Genomic DNA, 20,849 nt, shown 5'->3' on the forward strand with positions numbered 1-20,849 from the left:
TTCCTCTGTCAGGTAATACCGGCTGCTGGCTGGGAGCCTGCACCCACTGCCCCCACGGATATGGAGTGTGGCGAATTTCAATTCGTTTCTTTTTTTAACCAACCACGCAGGGAATCTGGCCTTTCGGCCGCCAGAACAATCCCGGGGCTGGTTTTGATCTGGATCAAGCATTGCTGAAAGAGTAGTCCTATTTTCAGGATCGAACTGTGTGGTGTTTTGCCGCGTGACAGCTTGTCTCAGCTGCGCGCCCTTATTCAAAAGCTGGCAACTGTTTGTTACAACTTAATGCTAATCTCGCCATTCCCTCCGCTCCTGATCTCCATTGCCGATGCCTAGTGAACCTGCGTTGCTGTTGCGTCACCACCGCCCTTTCATCGCGTTCTGGCTGGCGCGGATCTTTACGGCCAGCGGCTTCCAGATGCTCACCGTGGCGATCGGCTGGAACCTCTACCAACTGACCGGCAATGTGCTGGACCTGGGCTTGGTCGGCCTGGTGGAATTCATACCGCGCGTGCTGTTCATGCTGCACACCGGGCATGTGGCCGACCGCTATGAGCGGCGCAAAGTCGCCGCCCTCTGCCAGACCGTACAGGCGTTGATTGCCCTGTCCCTGGCCATCGGCGGCCTGACCGGCAACGTGACCCGCGAGATGATCTTTATCCTCGCCTTCTTGCTTGGCGCCGCGCGCTCGTTTGAAATGCCCACCACCCAGGCGATGCTGCCGAGCATCGTGCCCAGCGCGCTGTTCCCACGGGCCGTGGCCTCGTCACAATCGGCGCAGCAACTGGCGACCATCGTCGCGCCGGCACTCGGCGGCTTGCTGTATGCATTTGGCAGCGTGTGGGTGTATGGCCCAACAGTGGCGCTGTACCTGATCGCCTGCGTGCTGACCCTTAATCTGCCCGCCCGCCAGACCCCGCTGAACAAAGCCAAGGCAACTATGGATTCGCTGTTGGCCGGGATTCGCTTTATCCGCAGCCGCCCGGACATTCTCGGCGCGATCTCCCTGGACCTGTTCGCCGTGCTGCTGGGCGGCGCCACCGCGTTGCTGCCGGTGTTCGCCAAGGACATCCTGCTGACCGGCGCCTGGGGCCTGGGCCTGCTGCGCTCGGCGCCGGCGGTGGGCGCTTTGCTGATGTCGTTGTGGCTGGCGCGGTTCTCGGTGGACCGCAAGGTCGGCCGCGTGATGTTCACCGCCGTGGGGGTGTTCGGCGTAGCGACCATCGCCTTCGGCCTGTCGACATCGTTCTGGTTCTCGCTGGCGGTGCTGGTAGTGCTGGGTGCAGCGGACATGATCAGCATGGTCATCCGCGCGTCGTTCGTGCAGCTGGAAACCCCGGATGAAATGCGTGGCCGCGTCAGCGCGGTAAACGGCCTATTTATCGGCGCATCCAATCAACTGGGCGAGTTCGAATCGGGCATCACTGCCCACTGGTTCGGCACCGTGCCCGCCGTGGTCATGGGTGGGATCGGCACGCTGCTGGTGACTGGGGTGTGGATAAAACTGTTCCCGACCCTGGCCAATCGCGACCGTATGCATGTGCCGGTGGAAGAGGCAAAGCAATAAGCCCCGCCACCTGGTCTGATGTTGGAATACAGTAAATGTGGGCGCTGGCTTGCCTGCGATAGCGGTGGGTCAGCACCGGATTGATGGCTGCCCCACCGCTATCGCAGGCAAGCCCGGCTCCCACATGGGTTCTTCAGTGGTTTGAAGGTGTGCGCTACAGCACCTTATCCAGGGTGATGGGAAAGTCCCGTACCCGCTTGCCGGTGGCGTGATAAATCGCGTTCGCCACCGCCGCCGCCACGCCGACTATGCCGATCTCGCCTACGCCCTTGGAACCCAAGGCGTTGACGATCGCGTCATGTTCTTCGACAAAAATCACCTCAATGTCGCCGATGTCGGCATTTACCGGGATGTGGTACTCAGCCAGGCTGTGGTTCATGTAGCGCCCCAGTTGATGGTCGATCTGGGTTTCTTCATGCAGCGCCATGCCAATCCCCCAGACCACGCCGCCGAGAATCTGGCTGCGGGCCATCTTCGGGTTGACCACGCGCCCGGCCGCAATCGCGCTGACGACTCGGCTGACCTTGATGATGCCCAGGTCTTCGTCGACCCGAACTTCCACAAACACCGCCGAGTGCGTCGCCGAGGCGTAACCCTCGCGTTGCTTGCCCGGCTCGCTGTCGACCTGCACTTGCAAGGCATCGTCGCCGCTGTCTTTAACCAGTTGCGCCAGCGATACACGCACGTCACCGGTATGCAGTTGGCCGTCTTCAAAGCGCACCGCTTCAGCATCCTTGAATACCGGGTAAGTCTGGCGGGCGACTTTCAGCAGTTTGGCATTCAGCGCTTCACAGGCCTGCTGCACGGCGGTGCCGACCGACGACACGGTAAACGAGCCACCCTGCAACGGCGCCGTGGGCAATGACGAGTCCCCCAGCAAAAAGCTGATATCGGCCATTGGCACGCCACTGGCTTGGGCGGCAATCTGGGTCATCACCGTGTAAGTGCCGGTGCCGATATCGGTGGTGGCGCTGCTCACCGTCAATTTGCCCTCGGCGTCGATCCGCGCCTTGGCGCTGGCCTTCATCTGCAAGGCTTCCCACACGCCACCGGCCATGCCCCAGCCGATCAACTGGTTGCCGTCACGCATGCTGCGCGGCTCCGGGTTGCGCTGGCTCCAGCCGAAGCGTTCGGCGCCTTCGCTGTAACACTCGCGCAGGGCTTTGCTCGACCAGGGCTTGTCTTCGTTCTGGTTACGCTCGGCGTAGTTGATCAGGCGCAGTTGCACCGGGTCCATGCCCAGCGCACAGGCCAGTTCGTCCATGGCGCATTCCAGGCCGATCACGCCCAACGCGGCGCCTGGCGCGCGCATATCCAGCGGGGTGAACACGTCCAGCGGCACCAGGTTGTAGGTCAACTGCACGTTGTCGCAGTGGTAAAGCATGCCGCTCCATTCCACCACGTGTTCGCTGAATTCTTCGAAGCGTGAGGTCTGGCCAATCGCGGTGTGCCCCAATGCCAGCAGGCGGCCATTGGCAGCGGCGCCCATCTGCAAGCGCTGCAAAGTGCGCGGGCGGTAGCCGAAGGTGAACATCTGTTGGCGCGTCAGGGTTACGCGCACCGAACGCTTGAGCGCCAGCGCGGCCATCACTGCCAGGGGCAATTGGTACTGCGGGCGCAGGCCCGAGCCGAAGGCGCCACCAACGAACGCGGCAAAAATCCGCACCTGGCTTTTATCCAGCCCGAAGACTTTTTGCACATAGGCCTGGCAGTTCTGCGGGCCTTGGGTCTTGTCGTGGATGTGCAGGGTGCCGTCCGGCTGATACAGCACGGTGCTGGCGTGGGGTTCCATCGGGTTGTGGTGCTCAATGGGCGTGCTGTAGTGCACGTCGAGGCTGACGGCCGCAGTGGCCCACTCGGCCTGGAAGTTACCGCGTGGCTTGGGGGGCGTTTGCGGCGATGGGTACGCCTGTTCCTGCATGGCCACCAGGTCGGTTTCAAAGGCTTCGCTTGCGTACTCGATCTCGACCAGAGAACCGGCATACCGCGCCAGTTCCAGGTTGTCGGCGATCACCAAGGCCAAGGGTTGGCCGCTATAAAGGACGCGGTCGTTATAAAGCGGGCGGAACGGGGAACCGTCGGCCGCATCGGCGTCGGCAAAGGCATCGTCGTAGCTGGCAAGTTGGGGCCGGTTGAGGTGGTCGAGCACCCTCACCACGCCCGGCAGGGCCAGGGCTTTGGAGGCATCGATTTTTACGACACGGCCTTTGGCGATGGTGCTGGAGACCACGCTGCCATGCAGCAAGTCTTTATCTGGGAATTCACCGGCATAGCGCGCTTGGCCGGTCACCTTGAGCAGACCGTCGACGCGGTCCAGGGGTTTGCCGATAACGGTCATGGGCGTTCTCCTGCAGTCGCGGCATCGCTCAGGGCGCGGATAATCGCGCGCCGCGCGAGTTTGATCTTGAAGCCGTTGTGTTCCAGCGGTTCGGCGTCATGCAGCAAGGCGTCGGCAGCGTTGCTGAAGGTTTCGCGGCTCACCGTCTGGCCAATCAGCGAGGCTTCCACTGCACGGTCACGCCAGGGTTTGTGCGCCACGCCGCCAAGGGCCAGGCGGGCGTCGATGATCTGGTCGCCGTCCAGTTCGAGGGCGGCCGCGACGGAGACCAAGGCGAAGGCGTAGGACGCACGGTCGCGGATTTTCAGGTAATGGCTATGACTGGCCAACTGGTCGGCGGGCAGTTCGATGGCGGTGATCAATTCATCATCAGCCAGCAGGTTGTCGCGCTGCGGTGTGTCGCCGGGCAGTCGGTGGAAGTCGGCAAACTCGATGACCCGCGCGCCGCCACGGCCCTCTACATGCACCCGCGCCTCCAGCGCCGCCAAGGCTACGCACATGTCCGAAGGGTGCGTGGCCACGCAGTGTTCGCTGGCGCCGAGGATCGCGTGAATGCGGTTCAAGCCGGTGCGCGCCGGGCAGCCGCTGCCGGGTTCGCGCTTGTTGCAGGGCACGCTGGCGTCGTAGAAGTAGTAGCAACGGGTGCGCTGTAACAAGTTGCCGCCGGTACTGGCCATATTGCGCAGTTGCGGTGAGGCGCCGGCCAGGATTGCTTGGGACAGCAATGGGTAACGCGCCTCGATCAGCGGGTGCCAGGCCAGGTCGGCATTGCTCACTAAGGCGCCGATCATCACGCCGCCACTGGCGGTTTGTTCAACGCCTTGCAGCGGCAGGCCAGTGATATCGATCAAGTGTTCGGGGCGGCTGATGTTTTCTTTCATCAGGTCCAGCAGGTTGGTGCCACCGGCGATAAAGCGTGACGCCGCGCTGCTCAGGTGCACGGCCTCGTGCACATCGGCCGGCTTGCTGTACTGGAAGGGATTCATTGCTCACCTCCGCGCACGCGGCAGGCGGGCAAGGCGTCTTCGATGGCATCGCGGATGTTGGTGTAGGCGCCGCAGCGGCACAGGTTGCCGCTCATCAATTCCTGGATCTGTGCGGTGTCGTGGGCACGGCCCTCATTAGCCAGGCCGACGGCGGAGCAGATCTGGCCGGGGGTGCAGTAGCCGCACTGGAAGGCGTCATGCTTGATGAAGGCCTGCTGCATCGGGTGCAACACGTCGCCGTCGGCCAGGCCTTCGATGGTGGTCAGCTCGGCGCCGTCGCACATCACCGCCAGCGTCAGGCAGGCATTCACGCGTTTACCATCGCGCAACACGGTGCAGGCGCCGCATTGGCCGTGGTCGCAGCCTTTTTTGCTGCCGACCAGATCAAGCTGCTCGCGCAAAAGGTCGAGCAGGGTGGTCCAGGGCAACACATCGAGGTGGCGGTCTTGCCCGTTCAGGGTCAAGCGTATCGGGTGACTGGCGAACGACTTGGCCGCCGCGCCATTGGGGGTTGCGCTCATAAACACCTCACGGGTTGGTATCCATCCGCGGCGTTCAGGAAAGTCGCCGTCTCAAGGGGTACGACTTCCCGGGGTATTGAGCGTTCAAGGCAATTGATCAGCGGATATTGAGCAGCGTCTTCAGGGTGTTTTGCGGGCCGTTGATCGAGGCATTGCTGTATTCGAACCAGCCAGGCGCTTGGACATTCACGTCGAACACATAGATGTAGCCCATCACGGTGCCGGCGCCATTGCACACTTCGCTGATGGTGCCGACCTGGCACACCGGCGTGCGCTGCCCGTTCAACTGCGCGCCATCGAAACGGCCCATCGGGCTTTTGCCCAGGCCGACCTCCATCACTGAAACCTGGGTTGGCCCACGGTGCGTGCACATCTGGGTACTGCTCGCCCGCTCAGGGATGGTCTCAGTGCAACCGGCCGATTCAACCTTGAATACGCGCACCTCGCTCAAGGGCGGTGCAGTCGCGCCCCAAGCCGGTGCCACCAGCCCCAGGCCGATAACGGCGAACAGAGCTAGACTGCTGGCGTTGGCTTTTTTCATGCTGTTAACGACCCTGAATTAAACGTCGGCGCAGTATGCCTCAAGGCCATGCACCATCAAAACCAAGCCTATGCGCCACTGGCCGTCGGCTGCTGGTATGATGCGCCGCTTTTTCCGATCCTCTCTGAAACCACAGGCGCTTGGCGCAGTTTGTGCTTTGACTTAGAGGTCAACAAATAACGACGCAAAATAGCGTCACAGGGAGCCGGCATGCTGGAAAAGCTGTTTCAACTCAAGGCACACAACACCAATGTGCGCACCGAGATTCTCGCGGGGATCACGACCTTTCTGGCCATGGCCTACATTCTGTTCGTGAACCCGAGCATCCTCGGCGAGACCGGGATGGACAAGGGCGCGGTGTTTGTCGCGACGTGCCTGGCGGCCGCCATCGGTTCGACCGTGATGGGCCTGATCGCCAACTACCCGATCGCGCTGGCACCGGGCATGGGCCTCAACGCCTTCTTTACCTACACCGTGGTGCTGCACATGGGCCACACCTGGCAAGTGGCGCTGGGCGCGGTGTTCATTTCGGCGGTGTTGTTCTTCCTGCTGTCGATCTTCCGCATCCGTGAGTGGATCATCAACAGCATCCCCTTGCCCCTGCGCTCGGCGATTGCCGCCGGTATCGGCCTGTTCCTGGCGCTGATCGCCCTGCACAACGCCGGGATCGTGGTCGGCAACCCGAACACGCTGGTTGGCCTGGGCGACCTGAAGAAGCCGGCGCCTATCCTGGCCACGCTGGGCTTTATGCTCATTGTTGCGCTGGAAGCACTGGCCGTTCGCGGCGCAGTGCTGATCGGCATTCTGGCCGTGACCATTGTCTCGATCCTGTTGAATGTCACCCCGTTCGGCGGCGTGATCTCGGTGCCACCGTCCCTGGCCCCGACCTTCCTGCAGCTGGACATCAAAGGCGCCCTGGATATCGGCCTGATCAGCGTGATCTTCGCGTTCCTGTTCGTTGACCTGTTCGACAACTCCGGCACCCTGATCGGCGTCGCCAAGCGCGCCGGCCTGATGGGCAAAGACGGCCACATGCCAAAAATGGGCCGTGCCCTGATCGCCGACAGCACCGCGGCCATGGCCGGCTCCCTGCTGGGCACCTCGACCACCACCAGCTACATCGAGTCCGCTGCGGGTGTGAGCGCCGGTGGCCGTACCGGTTTAACCGCCATCGTGGTCGCTATCCTGTTCCTGCTGGCGCTGTTCTTCTCGCCACTGGCGGCCAGCGTTCCGGCCTTCGCCACCGCGCCAGCCTTGCTGTTCGTCGCCGTGCTGATGACCTCCGGCTTGGCCGAAATCGACTGGGACGACATTACTGTTGCAGCGCCGGTGGTGATCACCGCCCTGGCGATGCCCTTCACTTATTCCATCGCCAACGGCATCGCCTTCGGTTTCATCGCCTGGACCGCCATCAAGCTGCTTTCGGGCCGCTACCGTGAGCTGAACCCGGCACTGGTGATCCTGTCGATTCTGTTTGTGATCAAGCTGGGCTGGTTCAACGCATGACTTTTGACGCCGCAAGCTACACCGCTCAACTGCAAGACAAGGTCACGCGCTTGCGTGACCTGCTGGCACCGTTCGACGCACCCGACGAGCCACAGGTCTTCGATTCGCCGCTGCAGAACTTCCGCCTGCGGGCGGAGTTCCGCCTGTGGCGCGAAGGCGGCGAGCGCCACTACGCGATGTTTTCCCAGGACGACAAGCGCACGCCGATCCTGATCGAAGAATTCCCCATCGCCAGTGCACGCATCAACCAGTTGATGCCGCCACTCAAGGCCGCCTGGCAAGCCAGCGCCGCCCTGAGCCACAAGCTGTTCCAGGTGGAGTTCCTCACCACCTTGGCTGGCGACGCGATGATCACCCTGTGCTACCACCGCCCGCTGGACGAGCATTGGCACACGGCCGCCAACAAGCTCGCTGCCGACTTGAATGTCAGCATCATCGGCCGCTCCAAGGGCAAGCGCGATGTGATCGGCCGCGACTACGTGGTAGAAAAACTCGAGGTGGGCGGTCGTACGTTCAGCTATCGCCAACCCGAAGGCGCATTTACCCAGCCCAACGGCACGGTAAACCAGAAGATGCTCAACTGGGCATATGAAGCCTTGGGCGATCGCCCGGATGATTTGCTGGAGCTGTACTGCGGCAACGGCAACTTCACCCTGCCGCTGGCGACCCGTGTGCGCAACGTGCTGGCCACCGAGATCAGCAAGACCTCAGTGAATGCGGCCCTGAGCAACCTTGATGAGAACGCTGTGGATAACGTCACCCTGGTGCGCCTGTCTGCCGAAGAACTCACCGAGGCGCTCAACGAAGTGCGCCCGTTCCGCCGCCTGCACGGCATCGACCTGAAAAGCTACGCGTTCGGTAGCGTCTTCGTCGACCCACCGCGTGCTGGCATGGACCCGGACACCTGCGAGCTGACCCGGCGTTTCGATAACATCCTGTACATCTCCTGCAACCCGGAGACGTTGGCGGCGAACATTGCGCAACTGCATGACACGCACCAGATTACCCAGTGTGCGATGTTTGACCAGTTCCCGTGGACGCACCATATGGAATCCGGGGTGTTATTGACCCGGCGGTAATTCAACGCCCTCTTCTTCCTTCTTGCGTGGTCGACCGCCCTTCTTGCCGTTAGCTCGGGCGGCCGCCGACTTGGCGGCGCTGCTTTTGCGGCCGTTGCGCGATGCTACCAGGCTCGCCGCCAAATCCATCAACGGTTGGCTCGTGGCGATCAGGCCCGTGATCGAAACATCCAGATCCCGGGCCTCACAGCAAAGTGCCTTGCCGCCAAAACCGACTTCCAACTGCTGGAAATCCTCCAAGGAAAACCCGTCGAACTCCGGCAGGCCAGCCACCGGCAACACGATGCGGCTGCCGTCGCTGAAGCCGATGGAAATGCAGTTGTCTTCGTAACGCACATTGCTGGCGTTGGCGTACAGACGCTTCAATTTGCGCCCACGGGCTATTGCCTTGTCGACATCCGCCTCAGTGAGCGGTTTATAGGGCACAGTTTTGGCTTTTACGATTTTCATACATTAATCCCCACGCAATCTGGCGCTCTTACCAGATTCAAAATTGTCCGTTGCTCTACGACGTCGTGCCGGGCGCTTGCGATGACATAGACACCACGTCGAATGACCAACCCTTGAACCAACTCACCAGCGTCCCAATCCCAGGAATGATTCTCCAGACAAACCGTTTGCAGTTTCTCCCACCAAATCCTGCGTGCCCGCGCCAAGTAGTGCCGCTGCATTATTACCTCGCGTATTTCCCTCAGGACCGCCGTGGGTGGCTGCCTCCGTTCAGGCTCTATATCCCACAACTCCACGTCCCCATTCAGAAAACTGAAACGAAACCGTGCATCCCATTCCTTGCCCCTGACATGCACGTGAGGCGGGCAATGCTCATCCCTGAGAAACACCGAGATTACATATCCTTTGTAAGCACCTACTTTCATCGTAACCCATCCGTTAGGTTATTTTCCGTCAAGTTACACTTTTCCCCGTGCAGCCCGACAACCGGCTTCGAAATCCCGAAGCTGTTTCACAGATTAGTAACGACGAACAACCCGGCGAATGCCGGGTTGTAACCACTCATGCCGACGGCTGGAAATAACCGGCCAACGCCTGCAAGTCCTGCTCGCTCAGCAACCCCGCGTAATACTTCAACTGAATCCTGGCCAGCAAATACGCATGCCGCGCATTCGCCAAATCACGGCGGGCGGTGAAGAGTTGTTGTTCAGCGTCGAGCACGTCGAGGTTGACCCGCTCGCCGCCGCCGACGCTTTTTTTCGTCGCGGTGACCAAGGCGGCGGCGGAACTGACGGCCATCTCATAGGCGCGCACTTTCGCCGCGCCGCTGGTGTTGAGGTTGAATTGTTTTCGCAGCTCCACCAGCGTGGTGCTGGTTTGCGCATCCAGCGCGTACTGAGCCTGGGACAGCTGATTAGCCGCCTGGCGCGTGGAAGCCGACACCGAGCCACCCGCAAACAGCGGCAGGCTGACCTGGATACCGACGCTATTGGTGTCGTATTTCTGGTTGTAACTGCTTTCCGAGTCGGAGCGGGTCTGGCGGCTGCTGGCGTACAGGCTGACTTTGGGCAAATGCCCGGCGCGCTTGCGCTCCACTTCATAAGCGGCCACGTCCAGCGCGTGATGCTGGGATTTGAGTTCCGGATTGTTGGCCATGGCCAATTCGCGCCACGTGTCGAAACGGTTCGGCTCCAGCGGCGGGATCTCGAATTGGCGGGTGAGCGGCGCCAGCTCTTCGATCTGCAACGGTAGGCCGACGATGGCTTCCAGCTCACGCAAAGCGCTGTCCTGGGCATCCAGGGATTCGATCTCTTCAGCCTGGGCCAGGCTCAACCGCGCCTGGGTTTCCAGCACATCGGTGCGCGTACCTTCACCGCCTTTGAGCAGGCGGTCATTGAGTTGCAGGCGTTCGGCAAACGCGCGTTTCTGCGCACGGCTCAACTCGATTTGCTCTTGGGCCAGCAACGCCTGGCTGTACGCACTGAGCACACGCACGGCCAATTCCTGGCTCTTACCTCGAAAGCGCTCATCGGCCATCAGCGCCTGGGCGGTGCCCTGGCGAAAGCGCGCGTAGGCTTCGTAATCCAGCAGCGGTTGTTGCAGCGTCAGGGTGGAGGCGTAGCTGCGGTAGTCGCGGTCGCGGGTGACATCACCTGCCGTCACTTCGGATTCGTTGCGCGCGTTGTTGTAGCTCCACGACAAATTCGGCAACAACGCCGCCCGGCCGATTACGCGGTTCTCTTCACCGGCTTCACGCTCCTGAATGGCTGCCTGAAATACCGGATCGTTGCGTAGGGCAAAGTCATAAGCGTCCAACAAACCCAAGGCGTTCGCCGCCGGCGCACAGCTCACACACAACGCAAACAACAGCGCCTTCATTCTTCCACCAAGGCCATGTGAGTGCGATCCATCAGCGGTTTGAACAGGTAGTTGAGCATCGAACGCTCACCGGTTTTGACGAAGGTTTCCACCGGCATGCCCGGGCGAACCTGCACGCCGTCCAGTTGCTGCATGCCGGCAGCGCTGACTTGGGCGCGCAGCGTGTAATAGGGCTCATCGGTGCGCTCATCGACTTGGCGGTCTGCCGACACCAACGTCACCTCACCGGCTACCCGTGGCGTGGTGGCTTGGTTGAACGCCGAGAACAACAACTCCACCGGCAAGCCCGGGTGCACTTTGTCGATCATCTGCACTGGCACGCGCGCTTCCACCAGCAGCGGTTCGCCCTGGGGCACGATGTCCATCAGCGCCTGGCCGGGTTTGATCACGCCGCCTTCGGTGTATACATCCAAGCCCACTACCACGCCGGAAGCGGGCGCGCGTACTAGGCTGTTGGCCAGCTCGAACTGCGCCGAAGCCAGGCGATTGCGCAGGTCGTCGCTGCGGGTGCGGGTATCAGCCAACTGGCTGCGCAGGTCTTTCTGGAAGTCTTCGCCGAGCTGGCGGATGCGCAGACGCAGTTCGAGAACCTGGCGCTGCAACTGCCCGATGCGGCCGAAGTCCTCGGCGATGGTGCCGTCGATCTGCGCGTACAGCCGCTCGCTGTCGAGCAGGCGATTGCGTGGGATATAACCGTCGCGCGCCAACTCGCGCAGGCCTTGCAGCTGTTCATTCAGCGCCGCGCGTTGCTGGACTTTGCTCGCTTGCGAATCCCGCGTGCCGCGCAACTGCGCCTCGGCCCCGGCGATGGTTTCGCGCAGGCCTTGCTGCTCGGTGGCCAGCGCCTGGGCGCGGCTGGTGAACAACTGCCGCTGCAAACTCAGGACGCTGGCGGCATCCGGCTCATTGAGCAGTTCGGGATCAAAAGCGATGGCCGGCAGCCCTTCGCTTTCGGCACTCAAGCGCGCTTCGCTGGCCAGTGACGCCAGGTACTGGCTGCGCAGCGATTGCATCTGCCCGCGCAGCGGCGTTTCCTTCAAGCGCAATAACACTTGGCCTGCCTTGACCACCTCACCGTCGCGCACCTCGATGCGTTCGACGATGCCACCCGTGGGGTGCTGCACGGTTTTGCGATGGCCCGAGACCATCACTTTGCCGGACACCGCCACGCCCTTGTCCAACGGCGCCAGCGCCGCCCAGCCAAGAAACCCGGCAAAGCCGCCGAGTACCAGCAGCCAGCCCAGGCGCGAGTATTTTTTATCATCCAGCGCTAACACATTATTCGGCGGGTCACTGACCCACACCGGCTTGCTCTGACTCATGCCTGTTTTCCTTCACCGAGGCGGTAGCTCATGCTCATGGTCGACACCGGTTTGGTCGTCGTGGGTTTCTGCCGCGCCTCCAACACCCGCGCGGTCGGGCCGAAGGCCTGCAATTGGCCGTCCTTGAGGATCAGCAGTTGGTCAGTCAGGGTCAGCACGTTGGCTTTGTGGGTAATCAAAATCACGCTGCGACGCTGCTGCTTGAGTTGAGCGATAGCCTGGAGCAGGGCTTGCTCGCCCGCCTCATCGAGGTTGGCGTTGGGTTCATCCAGCACGATCAGCGCGGGCAGGCCGTACAGCGCACGCGCCAGGGCCACACGTTGTTTCTGGCCACCGGACAAACCGGCACCGCCCTCCCCCAGTTGCGTGTCGTAGCCCTGGGGCAGTTGCAGGATCAGCTCATGCACGCCCGCCAGTTGTGCGGCGGCGAGGACCTTGTCGGCCTCCACCTCGGCAAACCGTGCGATGTTTTGCGCGATGCTGCCGGCGAACAATTGGATGTCCTGGGGCAAGTAGCCGATGTGCGGGCCGAGTTGCTGCTTGTCCCATTGAGTCAGGTCGGCGCCGTCCAGGCGAACCTTGCCGGCCAGCGGCGCCCAAGCGCCGACCAGCACGCGGGCCAGGGTGGATTTGCCGCAACCCGATGGGCCGATCACGCCGAGTACGTCACCGGCCGGCAGGTTGAAACCGAGGTTGGCCAACGCCGGCCGACGGCTGCCCGGCGCGCAGGCGCTGACGTGCTCGACGGTCAATTGGCCCTTGGGCACCGGCAAGCTCATACGCGCCGGTCGCGCCGGATTATCCGCCAGCATCTGCGACAACCGCCCATAGGCCATGCGCGCCGAGCTCCAGTGTTTCCACACGCCGATCAACTGGTCGATGGGGCTGAGCACCCGGCCCATCAGGATCGAGCCGGCAATCATCATCCCCGGCGTGATATCGCCCTGCACGGCCAGCAAGGCGCCCAAACCAAGCACCAGCGACTGCAACGCCAGGCGTACGCCCTTGGACCAGGCGGTGACAGCGGCGGTCTTTTCGCTGGCCAGGTTCTGCTGGGCGAGAAACTCTTGATGCTGGCTGAACCAACGCCCGCGCAAGGTGGCGAGCATCCCCATGGCCTCGATGGCTTCAGCATTGCGCAGGTTGGCCGTGGCCTGCTGGCTGGCGCTGATAGACAGCAGGCTGGCCTGAGCCATAGGGGCCTGGCTGACATAATGGTTGACCCACGCCAGCGCGATTAAAATCACCGCGCCGCCCAGGGCCAAAAAGCCGAGCCAGGGGTGGAACAGGAAGATCACCAGCAAGTACACCGGAAACCACGGCGCATCAAAAAACGCGAACAGCGCCTGGCCGGTGGCGAATTGGCGCAGCGTGGTCAGGTCGTTCAAGGCCTGGCCTGCCGCCTGGGTGCCGCCCTTGAGTTGCGCTTCGAACGCGGCGTCGTACACCCGCTGGTTCAGGCGCATGTCCATTTGCGTGCCGAGGCGGATCACCACTTGGCTGCGCACCCACTCCAATGCGCCCATCAGGCCGAACAGGCCGAGGATCATCAGCGTCAACATCAGCAGGGTCATCTGATTGCCCGAGGCCAGCACCCGGTCGTACACCTGCAGCATGTACAGCGCCGGGGCGAGCATCAGCAGGTTGATCACCGCCGAGAACAGGCCGATATTGAAGAAGCCACTTTTATAGGCCGTAAGGGCGGCCAGGGTTTCGTTGCCGGCGTGGCGCATCTGGGATTCTCGTGGGGTAAGCGGGCAGCGCCGGCGCGTTGACAGGCGATACGGCGCTGCGCAGAATTTGGCACCGCCGTCGATAAAGAATTAGAAGGCTTGGCGACGGCGGTGTGTCATGCGGCGAACGGGAGAGCAATCTCCCCTTCGCTTTTTTCATGCAGCAGCCGTTCAGGCAGCGAATGCCCAGTCCTGCGCCACGTCCTGCACGCCGACCAGCGCAACGTCGGCCGATGGCGTGGCGTGACCCAGGCCGGCGGCGGCCAGTTGGTCGAAGGTCGATGCGGTGGACAGGCCGAAGTCGTCCAGCAGGTTGTTGAGCACGCTTTCCAGGGCGGTGGTGTTGCCTTGCATCAGGCCGTAGATCACGCTCTGCACTTCGTTACCCACACGACCCGCGCCTTCAGCGGCAGACAGGTCGAGGCCGTTGAAGGCGGCTTTGTAGCCGCTCAGGTCGAAATCGCTGCCGCTGCCACCGCTCAGGCCGGTGCCCAACTGGACGTTATCCAGGTTGCCCCACAGGTAGTGGTTCTGGTTGGCAGAGGCAGGCAGCGTCGGGTTGAACACATAGTGCAGGCCATTGCTGGTATTGCTGTCGGCAATAAAAGCGTACTCGGAGCCCTGGGCACCGTGAGTCGAGTATTGGTCGCCGCTAAACGTGCCGTTGCTGAAGCCGCCGGTATTACCGGTGCCGTGGCCTGCGGTCGCAAAGCCTATCGCCCAATCCGTCAGGTAGTCCGAAAGCGAGATAGAACCGAGAGCCGACTCGTAATTAACAGAAATAGTCATCACTGAACCTCGTTATAAACAACGCTATTGATCAGCACGCACTCCGGCGCACTTTTTGCCCACCCTTGGGCAAAACCTTTTATTGACTGCGCCCTTGCGCACCCAATCAGAACTTGTATTCGAGCATTCCACTCAAGGTGCGGCCACGGGCCAGGCTCAGGTTGTTGGCGTCGCCCATGGCAACGAAATAGGCTTCGTCAGTGGCGTTTTCCAACGCCAGTGCGATGTTCAGATGGTCGGTCATCCAGTAACTGGCGTAGAGGTCATACACGGTGTATTTGGGCCACATCGCCTGGTCGATAAAGTCGTAGCCCTGATTGTTCAGGTTCTCACCATTGCCAGAGCTGTAACGCACCCGCATGCCCGTATCCAGGCGTTTGTCCAGGAACCGCGCGCCTACGGTCAAGGCGCCACGGTCAGCGGGCATGTAGGTGGCATTGCCCATGATGCGGCCGCAACTTTCCTTGTCGTTCGCAGCGGCGTCATCCAGCCACTCATAAGTGCTGACCAGTCGTGTGCCGGTCGTACCATTGGGGCGGGTATAACGCTCATATTTGGAACTGAGCGTGCGCCCGCGTTTCTTGGCGCCGCCCATGTAATAGTTCTTCGAGCAGAACTCATTACTGCCGATCATGTGCGTGTAACTCAAGTTGGTATAGGCGCGGCCCATGTCGTAGTTGAGTTGGTATTCCATACCGCGAAAACGCGTCGGGTTAAGGTTGTTGGTATACGCCATGATCCCGGTGAAGCCGCCGACGTTAGTCTCGGGCAACGTGACGCTATGGTTGAGAAACGAGAAGTTCTCTATCCGGGTATCAAAATAGGCAACTTTTATTCCCAGCCGGTCATCGTTGAAGAACAGCGACTCCTTGAACACATTGACGCCCATTTCCCAGTCGCGAGACTCCTCGGGTTTGAGGAACGGATTGGGAAATACGCGCTCCCCCGACGCACCGCCGTGAGGCCGGCCGGTCATGAAGGTTTCCGTGACCGCTGGCGGGCGCCAGCCTTTCCCCCAGCGCGCATAGAGTTGCAACCAATCGAGCCCGGGTTTTATGCCGATGCCAAACGTGGGGGAGAACCGGCCCTCCTCCCGATCAATATCAAGCACCTCATCGACTCGCCGGGCGCCCTCAACACTGCTGGCAATCGCAGGGCGCTTGTAGAGCGTCATCCCGGTTTCGCCCTCCAGTCGATAACGGTCGTAACGCAGGCCAGCGTCGAGCGTCAGCCAACCGTCGTATTCATACTGCAGGTTGTTAAAAAGGCTACCGATGGTTCGTTTGCCGAGCGGGTTCGCACCTTCAACATATGGCAGCGCACCACTGGTGCCGTTAGTCGACTCGACCTTGTTGCTATGTGGCTTGAACCGGTCCTGATAGACCTCCACACCGTAGTTCCAACTGAATTGGCCAAATGCATCAAGGTCAACGCGCGAGGTGTTATCAGCCTGCAGGCCCCAGGTATCGGTTTGAAAATGGTCGGTGTAGCCGGGGGTGTAGTTTCCTGAACTCGCTGACGCCCTATTCGGCGCATTGGCGCGGTCTTCCTGGGTAGTGACGAAATACGCCTTGGCCTTGAAATCAATCAGCGGGTTATCCGGTGTATAGCGATAATCCAGCGCAACGTTTTTCGCGTTGAGGTTGTTTTTGCTGTTGCGCAGATAATAGTTACTCTGCAGATCTTGGGTGATGTAGCTCCAGGTATCGTTGCTGTCAGTATCGCTTTCCAGATAACTCAATTGCACCCGTTGATCATTGGGCAAATTGAGGCCGAACTTGAGAATCTGGGAACGCGTGACGCTGCCCGAATCGCCCACTTCACTGTTCAGCCAATGATCAAAGGCGGCCGGTGCATATTTTCGGGCGCGCAGGTTGGTGCCAAGGTTTTTATCGTTGTGAGTGCCACCTCGGTAATTACCGAAATGCCGCTCGCTGTACCCCAACAGCACATCACCGCGCTCATCCCCAAAGGCAAACACGCCGCTGCCGTTGAAGTAAGTGCCATTACCCAGTTCACCGATGCCGCTGCCGGCGCGAAAACGCCCGCCGATCTCCTTACCGTCGTTGAGAAACTCGCTGGCCTCCAAGGTCTTGAACGAGGCGATCCCACCCAACACCGCCGCCCCGCCTTGGCCGGACTGGCTGCCCTTGTCGATCTGGATGCTGGAGATGAACTCCGGGTCGATCAACATCGTGCCGTTGCGCTGCTGGTGGCCGTTGACGTTGAAATTCTGGCGCATGCCGTCGATGTTCATGTTCACGCGGCCGTAGTCCTGCACGCCACGGATGTTCACTGACAGGCCTGGGTCGCGCTGGTCGACGGCGGTATAAACGCCAGCGGTTTCCTCAAGCATGTCGGCGGCGTGACGGGGTGGGCGCTTGTCGATCATGTCACGGCTGATGACGGCCACGGACTTTGGGCTCTGGTACACCCAGTCGCTGGCCTGACCGTTGGTGTTGCCAGAGATGGTGGTGGTGCCGACGGTCACGGCGCTGTCGTGCTCGGCGGCGACGCGGTTGAGGGTGACCTGGCGTTCGCCGGTGAAGCGATATTCCACCGGCGCGCCGCCGAGCAAACGGCCCAGGCCTTCCTGCACGCTGAAGCTGCCCTTTAGCGCCGTGCTGTTCAAGCCTTGCAGGCGCTGGCTGTCGAACAGCACTTGCAGGCCGGCTTGGTCGGCAAAGGCCAGCACCGCGCTGCCCAAGGATTGTGCAGGGATATCAAACGTCAGCACGGCAGGTTGGGTCGCGCCCGCTGCAGGCTGCGCGGCGTACACAGGCGCGGTTACGGCAAACAAGCCCAAGTGAATCGCCAGGGCTAACCGGCTACCGGTGACACGCCCCTTGGTGAGTGCTGACATTTCTTAGTTCCCTGCGCTGAGCTTTTCGTTTATGCGAATGCTTCTCACCTAGCAAGACGTGCGAGGCGCAGGAAGTCAGTAAGACTTTTTGAAAGTTTTTTGCAGAGGGTGTGTCGCAGGCGGTGGGAAAGAGGTTTCCCACCGGTTGGTCAATAGATCAGGCTCAGGCCCGCCAGGTCCAAGCGTTGCACTTGAAGTTCCTGGGTCAAGGTGCCGAGCGCGGTGTCGAGCATGTCGAGACGGAATACGCCGCTGACTTCACGATCGGCCAACGCCGAGTTGGCTAACACCACACGCCCAGGGCGATAGCGGTTAAGTTGCTCGATGACGTTGGCCAACGGCAGCCGATCAAAGATCAACACACCACGACGCCAACTGGTGGCGCGCTCCACATCAAATTGATCCAGCGTCTTCACGCCGTCCTGAGGGCTGTAACGCGCGGCTTGGCCCTGCTTGAGCACGCGCTCGCTCGGGCCTTTTTTTGGCGTGGCTTGCAGCGCAACTTCAACGCTGTGCTGCAACACGCCGACCCAGGCCTGGCGATCACCTTCGCGTTCGACCACAAACCGCGTGCCCAACGCGCGGGTTTGCCCAGCCGCACTTTGCACCACGAACGGTCGCGTTTCCTGCCCCGTCATCGGCGCCACATCGAAAATCGCCGAGCCCTGGATCAGGCTGATGCGCCGTTGTACGCCGTCGTAGTCCAGGCGGATGGCACTGGCGGAATCCAGCTCGACCTTGCTGCCATCAGCCAACAGCACTGTGCGTATTTCGCCCTTCTGGGTAACGTAGTCGGCCTGCATGTGCAGCAAAACATCCGGCCCACGCAACCAGCCAACACCTGCCACCACTACGACCAGCGCGACCGCCGCCGCGCGTTGCCATGGCCGGCGCCGCTTAGGCCGACGCGCTGGCGCTGGCGGCGACGCCGGACGCTGGCGATGCACCGGCTCATCCTTATGTACCTCGCCCAAGGCGGCCCACGTCTGCTCGGCAAAACGCAGTGCGGCTTCATGGCGGCTGTCGCAAGCGATCCAATGGCGCAGCTCGGCCTGCTCCTGTTCGGTCAGGGCACCGGCGTGCAGGCGCACCGCCCATTCGGCGGCCGCCTCGGTAATGCTGTGCTGTTGCGGACCCTGGCTATTCACGTGTGAATCTCGAATTTTCGTTATGTAAACGCTGTGACGTCTGACGCAAAGTTTTTCGGTAATTCATTCGTCGGATGGCTGCACCTCGCCGTCCTGCAAACGTTGCATCACATAGGCCAAGGCCTTGGCCAGATGCTTTTGCACAGAGCTGTCAGAGATGTCCAAGTGCCGGGCAACCTGGGCGTGGGTCATACCTTCGATACGGTTTAGACGGAAAATCTGCTGCGTGCGTTCCGGCAATTGCGCCAGTGCCTGCTTCAATGCCTGTCGCTGCTGCTGCGCCATTGCCTGAGCCTCCAACCCGGCCACGTCATCTTCAATCTCGGCCAGCGCCTCATGGGGCACGGTGTCTGTCTTGCGCCGCGCTTCCTGGCGAATATGGTCGATCAGCAGATTGCTCGCCGTTCGATAGAGATAGCCCTGGGAGTTGTCGATGCGCTCGCCGGCCGGTTTTTCCGCCAGGCGCAGGAAACTCTCCTGCACCAGGTCGGCGGCCAACTGCGGGTCCCGCACCTTGCGCGCCAGATACCCACGCAGAGTATCGGCATGCTTGAGAAACAGGCCTTTGAGATCCACGTCCGACAAACCGACTCCCTGGAATGTTAAGGAAACAGGCGGGCATCTTAAGCGTTGTCGAGAATGACTTTCAATTGATATCTAATCTGATTCTGCTGTTCAGCGGTTGCGAATATCGGTTCGATAATCGAACACATCCGCCGCCATCAATTGACCAAATTAACCAACCAGTACATTTTATCCGCACAACCAATAATAAGTGTGGAGATACCCCAAAATGCCGCCCATCGTGCTGGTGCTCAATGGCCCCAACCTCAACCTGCTCGGCACCCGCGAGCCCGCCACCTACGGCCATGAAACCCTGGCCGACATTGCCGCCCTGTGTGGCCGCAGCGCCGAAAAGCTCGGGCTGAAAATCGAATTCCGCCAGACCAACCACGAAGGCGAATTGCTCGACTGGATCCACGGCGCCCGCGCCCGTTGCGCCGGTATCGTGATCAACCCAGCGGCCTGGACCCACACCTCGGTAGCGATTCGCGACGCGCTGGTAGCCAGTGAAGTGCCGGTGATCGAAGTGCATTTATCCAACGTGCACGCACGTGAGGCATTCAGGCATCACTCCTTTGTGTCGCCCATCGCCAAGGCGGTGCTCGCCGGGTTCGGTAGCCACGGCTACCACCTGGCCCTGGAACACTTCAGCCACACTTTCAAGGGATGAGCCCGATGAAACCGCGCATCCTCGCCGGCCTGATCGGCTCGGGCATCCAAGCCTCCCGTACTCCCGCCCTGCATGAACAGGAAGGTGACGCTCAGGGCCTGCGTTATTTGTATCGCCTGATCGATCTGGAACCGCTGCAACTGAACATCAACGCCCTGCCCGACCTGCTGGACGCCGCCGAGATGATGCAGTTCACCGGGTTGAACATTACCTACCCGTGCAAGCAGGCCATCCTACCGTTGCTCGATGAGTTGTCCGACGAAGCCCAAGGCATTGGCGCGGTCAATACCGTGGTGTTCAAGGGCGGCAAACGCATCGGCCACAACACCGATTGCCTGGGCTTCGCCGAAGGGTTCCGGCGCAATTTGAATGACGTCCCCCGCCAACGTGTCGTGCAAATGGGCGCAGGCGGTGCGGGGGCGGCGGTGGCCCACGCGCTGCTGGCGGAGGGCGTGGAACACTTGAGCATTTTTGACGTGGACGTGGCCCGCGCCCGTGACCTTGTGGACAACCTCGCCCAACGTTTCGGCGCCGGTCGCGCACAAGTCGGCAACCACCTAGAAAACGCCATGGCCGAGGCGGATGGGCTGGTCAACACCACGCCGATGGGCATGGCCAAGCTGCCTGGCACACCGGTGCCGCCGGCCCTGTTGCGGGCTGAGTTATGGGTGGCGGAAATCGTGTATTTCCCGCTGGAAACAGAGCTGCTGCGTAACGCCCGCGCCTTGGGTTGCCGCACGCTGGATGGCGGCAATATGGCGGTGTTTCAAGCGGTGAAGGCGTTTGAGTTGTTCAGTGGGCAAGCGCCGGATGCGCAAAGAATGCTGGCGCACTTCCAGAGCATGAATACTTAACTCTAGAAAACCGATCCAAGAAATGTGGGAGCTGGCTTGC

Annotated in this window: 18 protein-coding genes; 5 read left to right on the plus strand and 13 right to left on the minus strand. The window is 61.3% G+C overall.

Annotated elements, in window-relative coordinates:
* Positions 1-328: 328 nt before the first annotated feature.
* The gene (locus K0P33_RS28095) at positions 329-1,567 is read left to right on the plus strand and encodes an MFS transporter (protein WP_094951684.1); all 1,239 of its coding nucleotides are present in this window, start codon (positions 329-331) and stop codon (positions 1,565-1,567) included.
* A 154-nt stretch (positions 1,568-1,721) separates the two neighbouring features.
* Here K0P33_RS28095 and K0P33_RS28100 read toward each other — a convergent pair whose 3' ends face one another.
* The 4 genes from K0P33_RS28100 to K0P33_RS28115 form a co-directional block, all read right to left on the minus strand.
* The gene (locus K0P33_RS28100; protein WP_242152787.1) at positions 1,722-3,905 is read right to left on the minus strand and encodes a xanthine dehydrogenase family protein molybdopterin-binding subunit; all 2,184 of its coding nucleotides are present in this window, start codon (positions 3,903-3,905) and stop codon (positions 1,722-1,724) included.
* On the minus strand, positions 3,902-4,891 hold the full coding sequence (locus K0P33_RS28105) for a xanthine dehydrogenase family protein subunit M (RefSeq protein ID WP_242152790.1): 990 nt from the start codon (positions 4,889-4,891) through the stop codon (positions 3,902-3,904). The genes K0P33_RS28100 and K0P33_RS28105 overlap by 4 nt, the downstream gene beginning before the upstream one ends.
* Positions 4,888-5,412: a (2Fe-2S)-binding protein gene (locus K0P33_RS28110; protein ID WP_094951681.1), complete on the minus strand. Its 525-nt coding sequence runs from the start codon at positions 5,410-5,412 to the stop codon at positions 4,888-4,890. Before K0P33_RS28110 ends, K0P33_RS28105 begins: the two co-directional genes overlap by 4 nt.
* Before the next feature lie 97 nt (positions 5,413-5,509).
* Positions 5,510-5,953: a DUF4879 domain-containing protein gene (locus K0P33_RS28115; RefSeq protein ID WP_094951680.1), complete on the minus strand. Its 444-nt coding sequence runs from the start codon at positions 5,951-5,953 to the stop codon at positions 5,510-5,512.
* 210 nt (positions 5,954-6,163) lie between these two features.
* Between K0P33_RS28115 and K0P33_RS28120 the strand changes: the two genes are divergently transcribed.
* Both K0P33_RS28120 and trmA read left to right on the plus strand, forming a co-directional pair.
* Positions 6,164-7,459: an NCS2 family permease gene (locus K0P33_RS28120; protein WP_242152794.1), complete on the plus strand. Its 1,296-nt coding sequence runs from the start codon at positions 6,164-6,166 to the stop codon at positions 7,457-7,459.
* On the plus strand, positions 7,456-8,538 hold the full coding sequence (trmA, locus tag K0P33_RS28125; RefSeq protein WP_242152797.1) for a tRNA (uridine(54)-C5)-methyltransferase TrmA: 1,083 nt from the start codon (positions 7,456-7,458) through the stop codon (positions 8,536-8,538). Before K0P33_RS28120 ends, trmA begins: the two co-directional genes overlap by 4 nt.
* Here trmA and K0P33_RS28130 read toward each other — a convergent pair.
* The 9 genes from K0P33_RS28130 to K0P33_RS28170 form a co-directional block, all read right to left on the minus strand.
* Complete coding sequence (locus tag K0P33_RS28130) at positions 8,521-8,988, minus strand: DUF2442 domain-containing protein (protein ID WP_094951677.1); 468 nt, start codon at positions 8,986-8,988, stop codon at positions 8,521-8,523. The two genes, trmA and K0P33_RS28130, sit on opposite strands and share 18 nt — an antisense overlap.
* Entirely contained in the window at positions 8,985-9,413 is a 429-nt protein-coding gene (locus K0P33_RS28135) for a DUF4160 domain-containing protein (protein WP_242152800.1), read from the minus strand. Before K0P33_RS28135 ends, K0P33_RS28130 begins: the two co-directional genes overlap by 4 nt.
* A 136-nt stretch (positions 9,414-9,549) precedes the next feature.
* Positions 9,550-10,866, minus strand: coding sequence for a TolC family outer membrane protein (locus tag K0P33_RS28140; protein WP_242152803.1), 1,317 nt, complete (start codon positions 10,864-10,866; stop codon positions 9,550-9,552).
* Complete coding sequence (locus tag K0P33_RS28145) at positions 10,863-12,188, minus strand: HlyD family type I secretion periplasmic adaptor subunit (RefSeq protein WP_242152806.1); 1,326 nt, start codon at positions 12,186-12,188, stop codon at positions 10,863-10,865. Before K0P33_RS28145 ends, K0P33_RS28140 begins: the two co-directional genes overlap by 4 nt.
* Positions 12,185-13,921 (minus strand): type I secretion system permease/ATPase, encoded by a 1,737-nt coding sequence (locus tag K0P33_RS28150; protein WP_242152809.1) that lies wholly within the window; start codon positions 13,919-13,921, stop codon positions 12,185-12,187. Before K0P33_RS28150 ends, K0P33_RS28145 begins: the two co-directional genes overlap by 4 nt.
* Positions 13,922-14,092: 171 nt before the next feature.
* Positions 14,093-14,710, minus strand: a complete 618-nt coding sequence (locus K0P33_RS28155; RefSeq protein WP_242152812.1) for a heme acquisition protein HasA — start codon at positions 14,708-14,710, stop codon at positions 14,093-14,095.
* Positions 14,711-14,816: 106 nt separating this feature from the next.
* Entirely contained in the window at positions 14,817-17,573 is a 2,757-nt protein-coding gene (locus K0P33_RS28160) for a TonB-dependent receptor (protein ID WP_242152815.1), read from the minus strand.
* A gap of 149 nt (positions 17,574-17,722) precedes the next feature.
* Positions 17,723-18,721 carry a FecR family protein gene (locus K0P33_RS28165; RefSeq protein WP_094951670.1) on the minus strand — a complete coding sequence of 333 codons (999 nt, stop codon included), beginning with the start codon at positions 18,719-18,721 and terminating at the stop codon, positions 17,723-17,725.
* A gap of 63 nt (positions 18,722-18,784) precedes the next feature.
* Positions 18,785-19,306 (minus strand): RNA polymerase sigma factor, encoded by a 522-nt coding sequence (locus tag K0P33_RS28170; RefSeq protein ID WP_094951669.1) that lies wholly within the window; start codon positions 19,304-19,306, stop codon positions 18,785-18,787.
* A 208-nt stretch (positions 19,307-19,514) separates the two neighbouring features.
* Here K0P33_RS28170 and aroQ point away from each other — a divergent pair, with 208 nt between their 5' ends.
* Both aroQ and K0P33_RS28180 read left to right on the plus strand, forming a co-directional pair.
* Complete coding sequence (gene aroQ, locus K0P33_RS28175) at positions 19,515-19,955, plus strand: type II 3-dehydroquinate dehydratase (RefSeq protein ID WP_242152818.1); 441 nt, start codon at positions 19,515-19,517, stop codon at positions 19,953-19,955.
* 5 nt (positions 19,956-19,960) lie between these two features.
* Entirely contained in the window at positions 19,961-20,809 is an 849-nt protein-coding gene (locus K0P33_RS28180) for a shikimate dehydrogenase (RefSeq protein ID WP_094951691.1), read from the plus strand.
* The last annotated feature ends 40 nt before the right edge of the window (positions 20,810-20,849 follow it).

It is taken from the genome of Pseudomonas sp. ArH3a (assembly GCF_022648765.1).
Lineage (GTDB): Bacteria > Pseudomonadota > Gammaproteobacteria > Pseudomonadales > Pseudomonadaceae > Aquipseudomonas.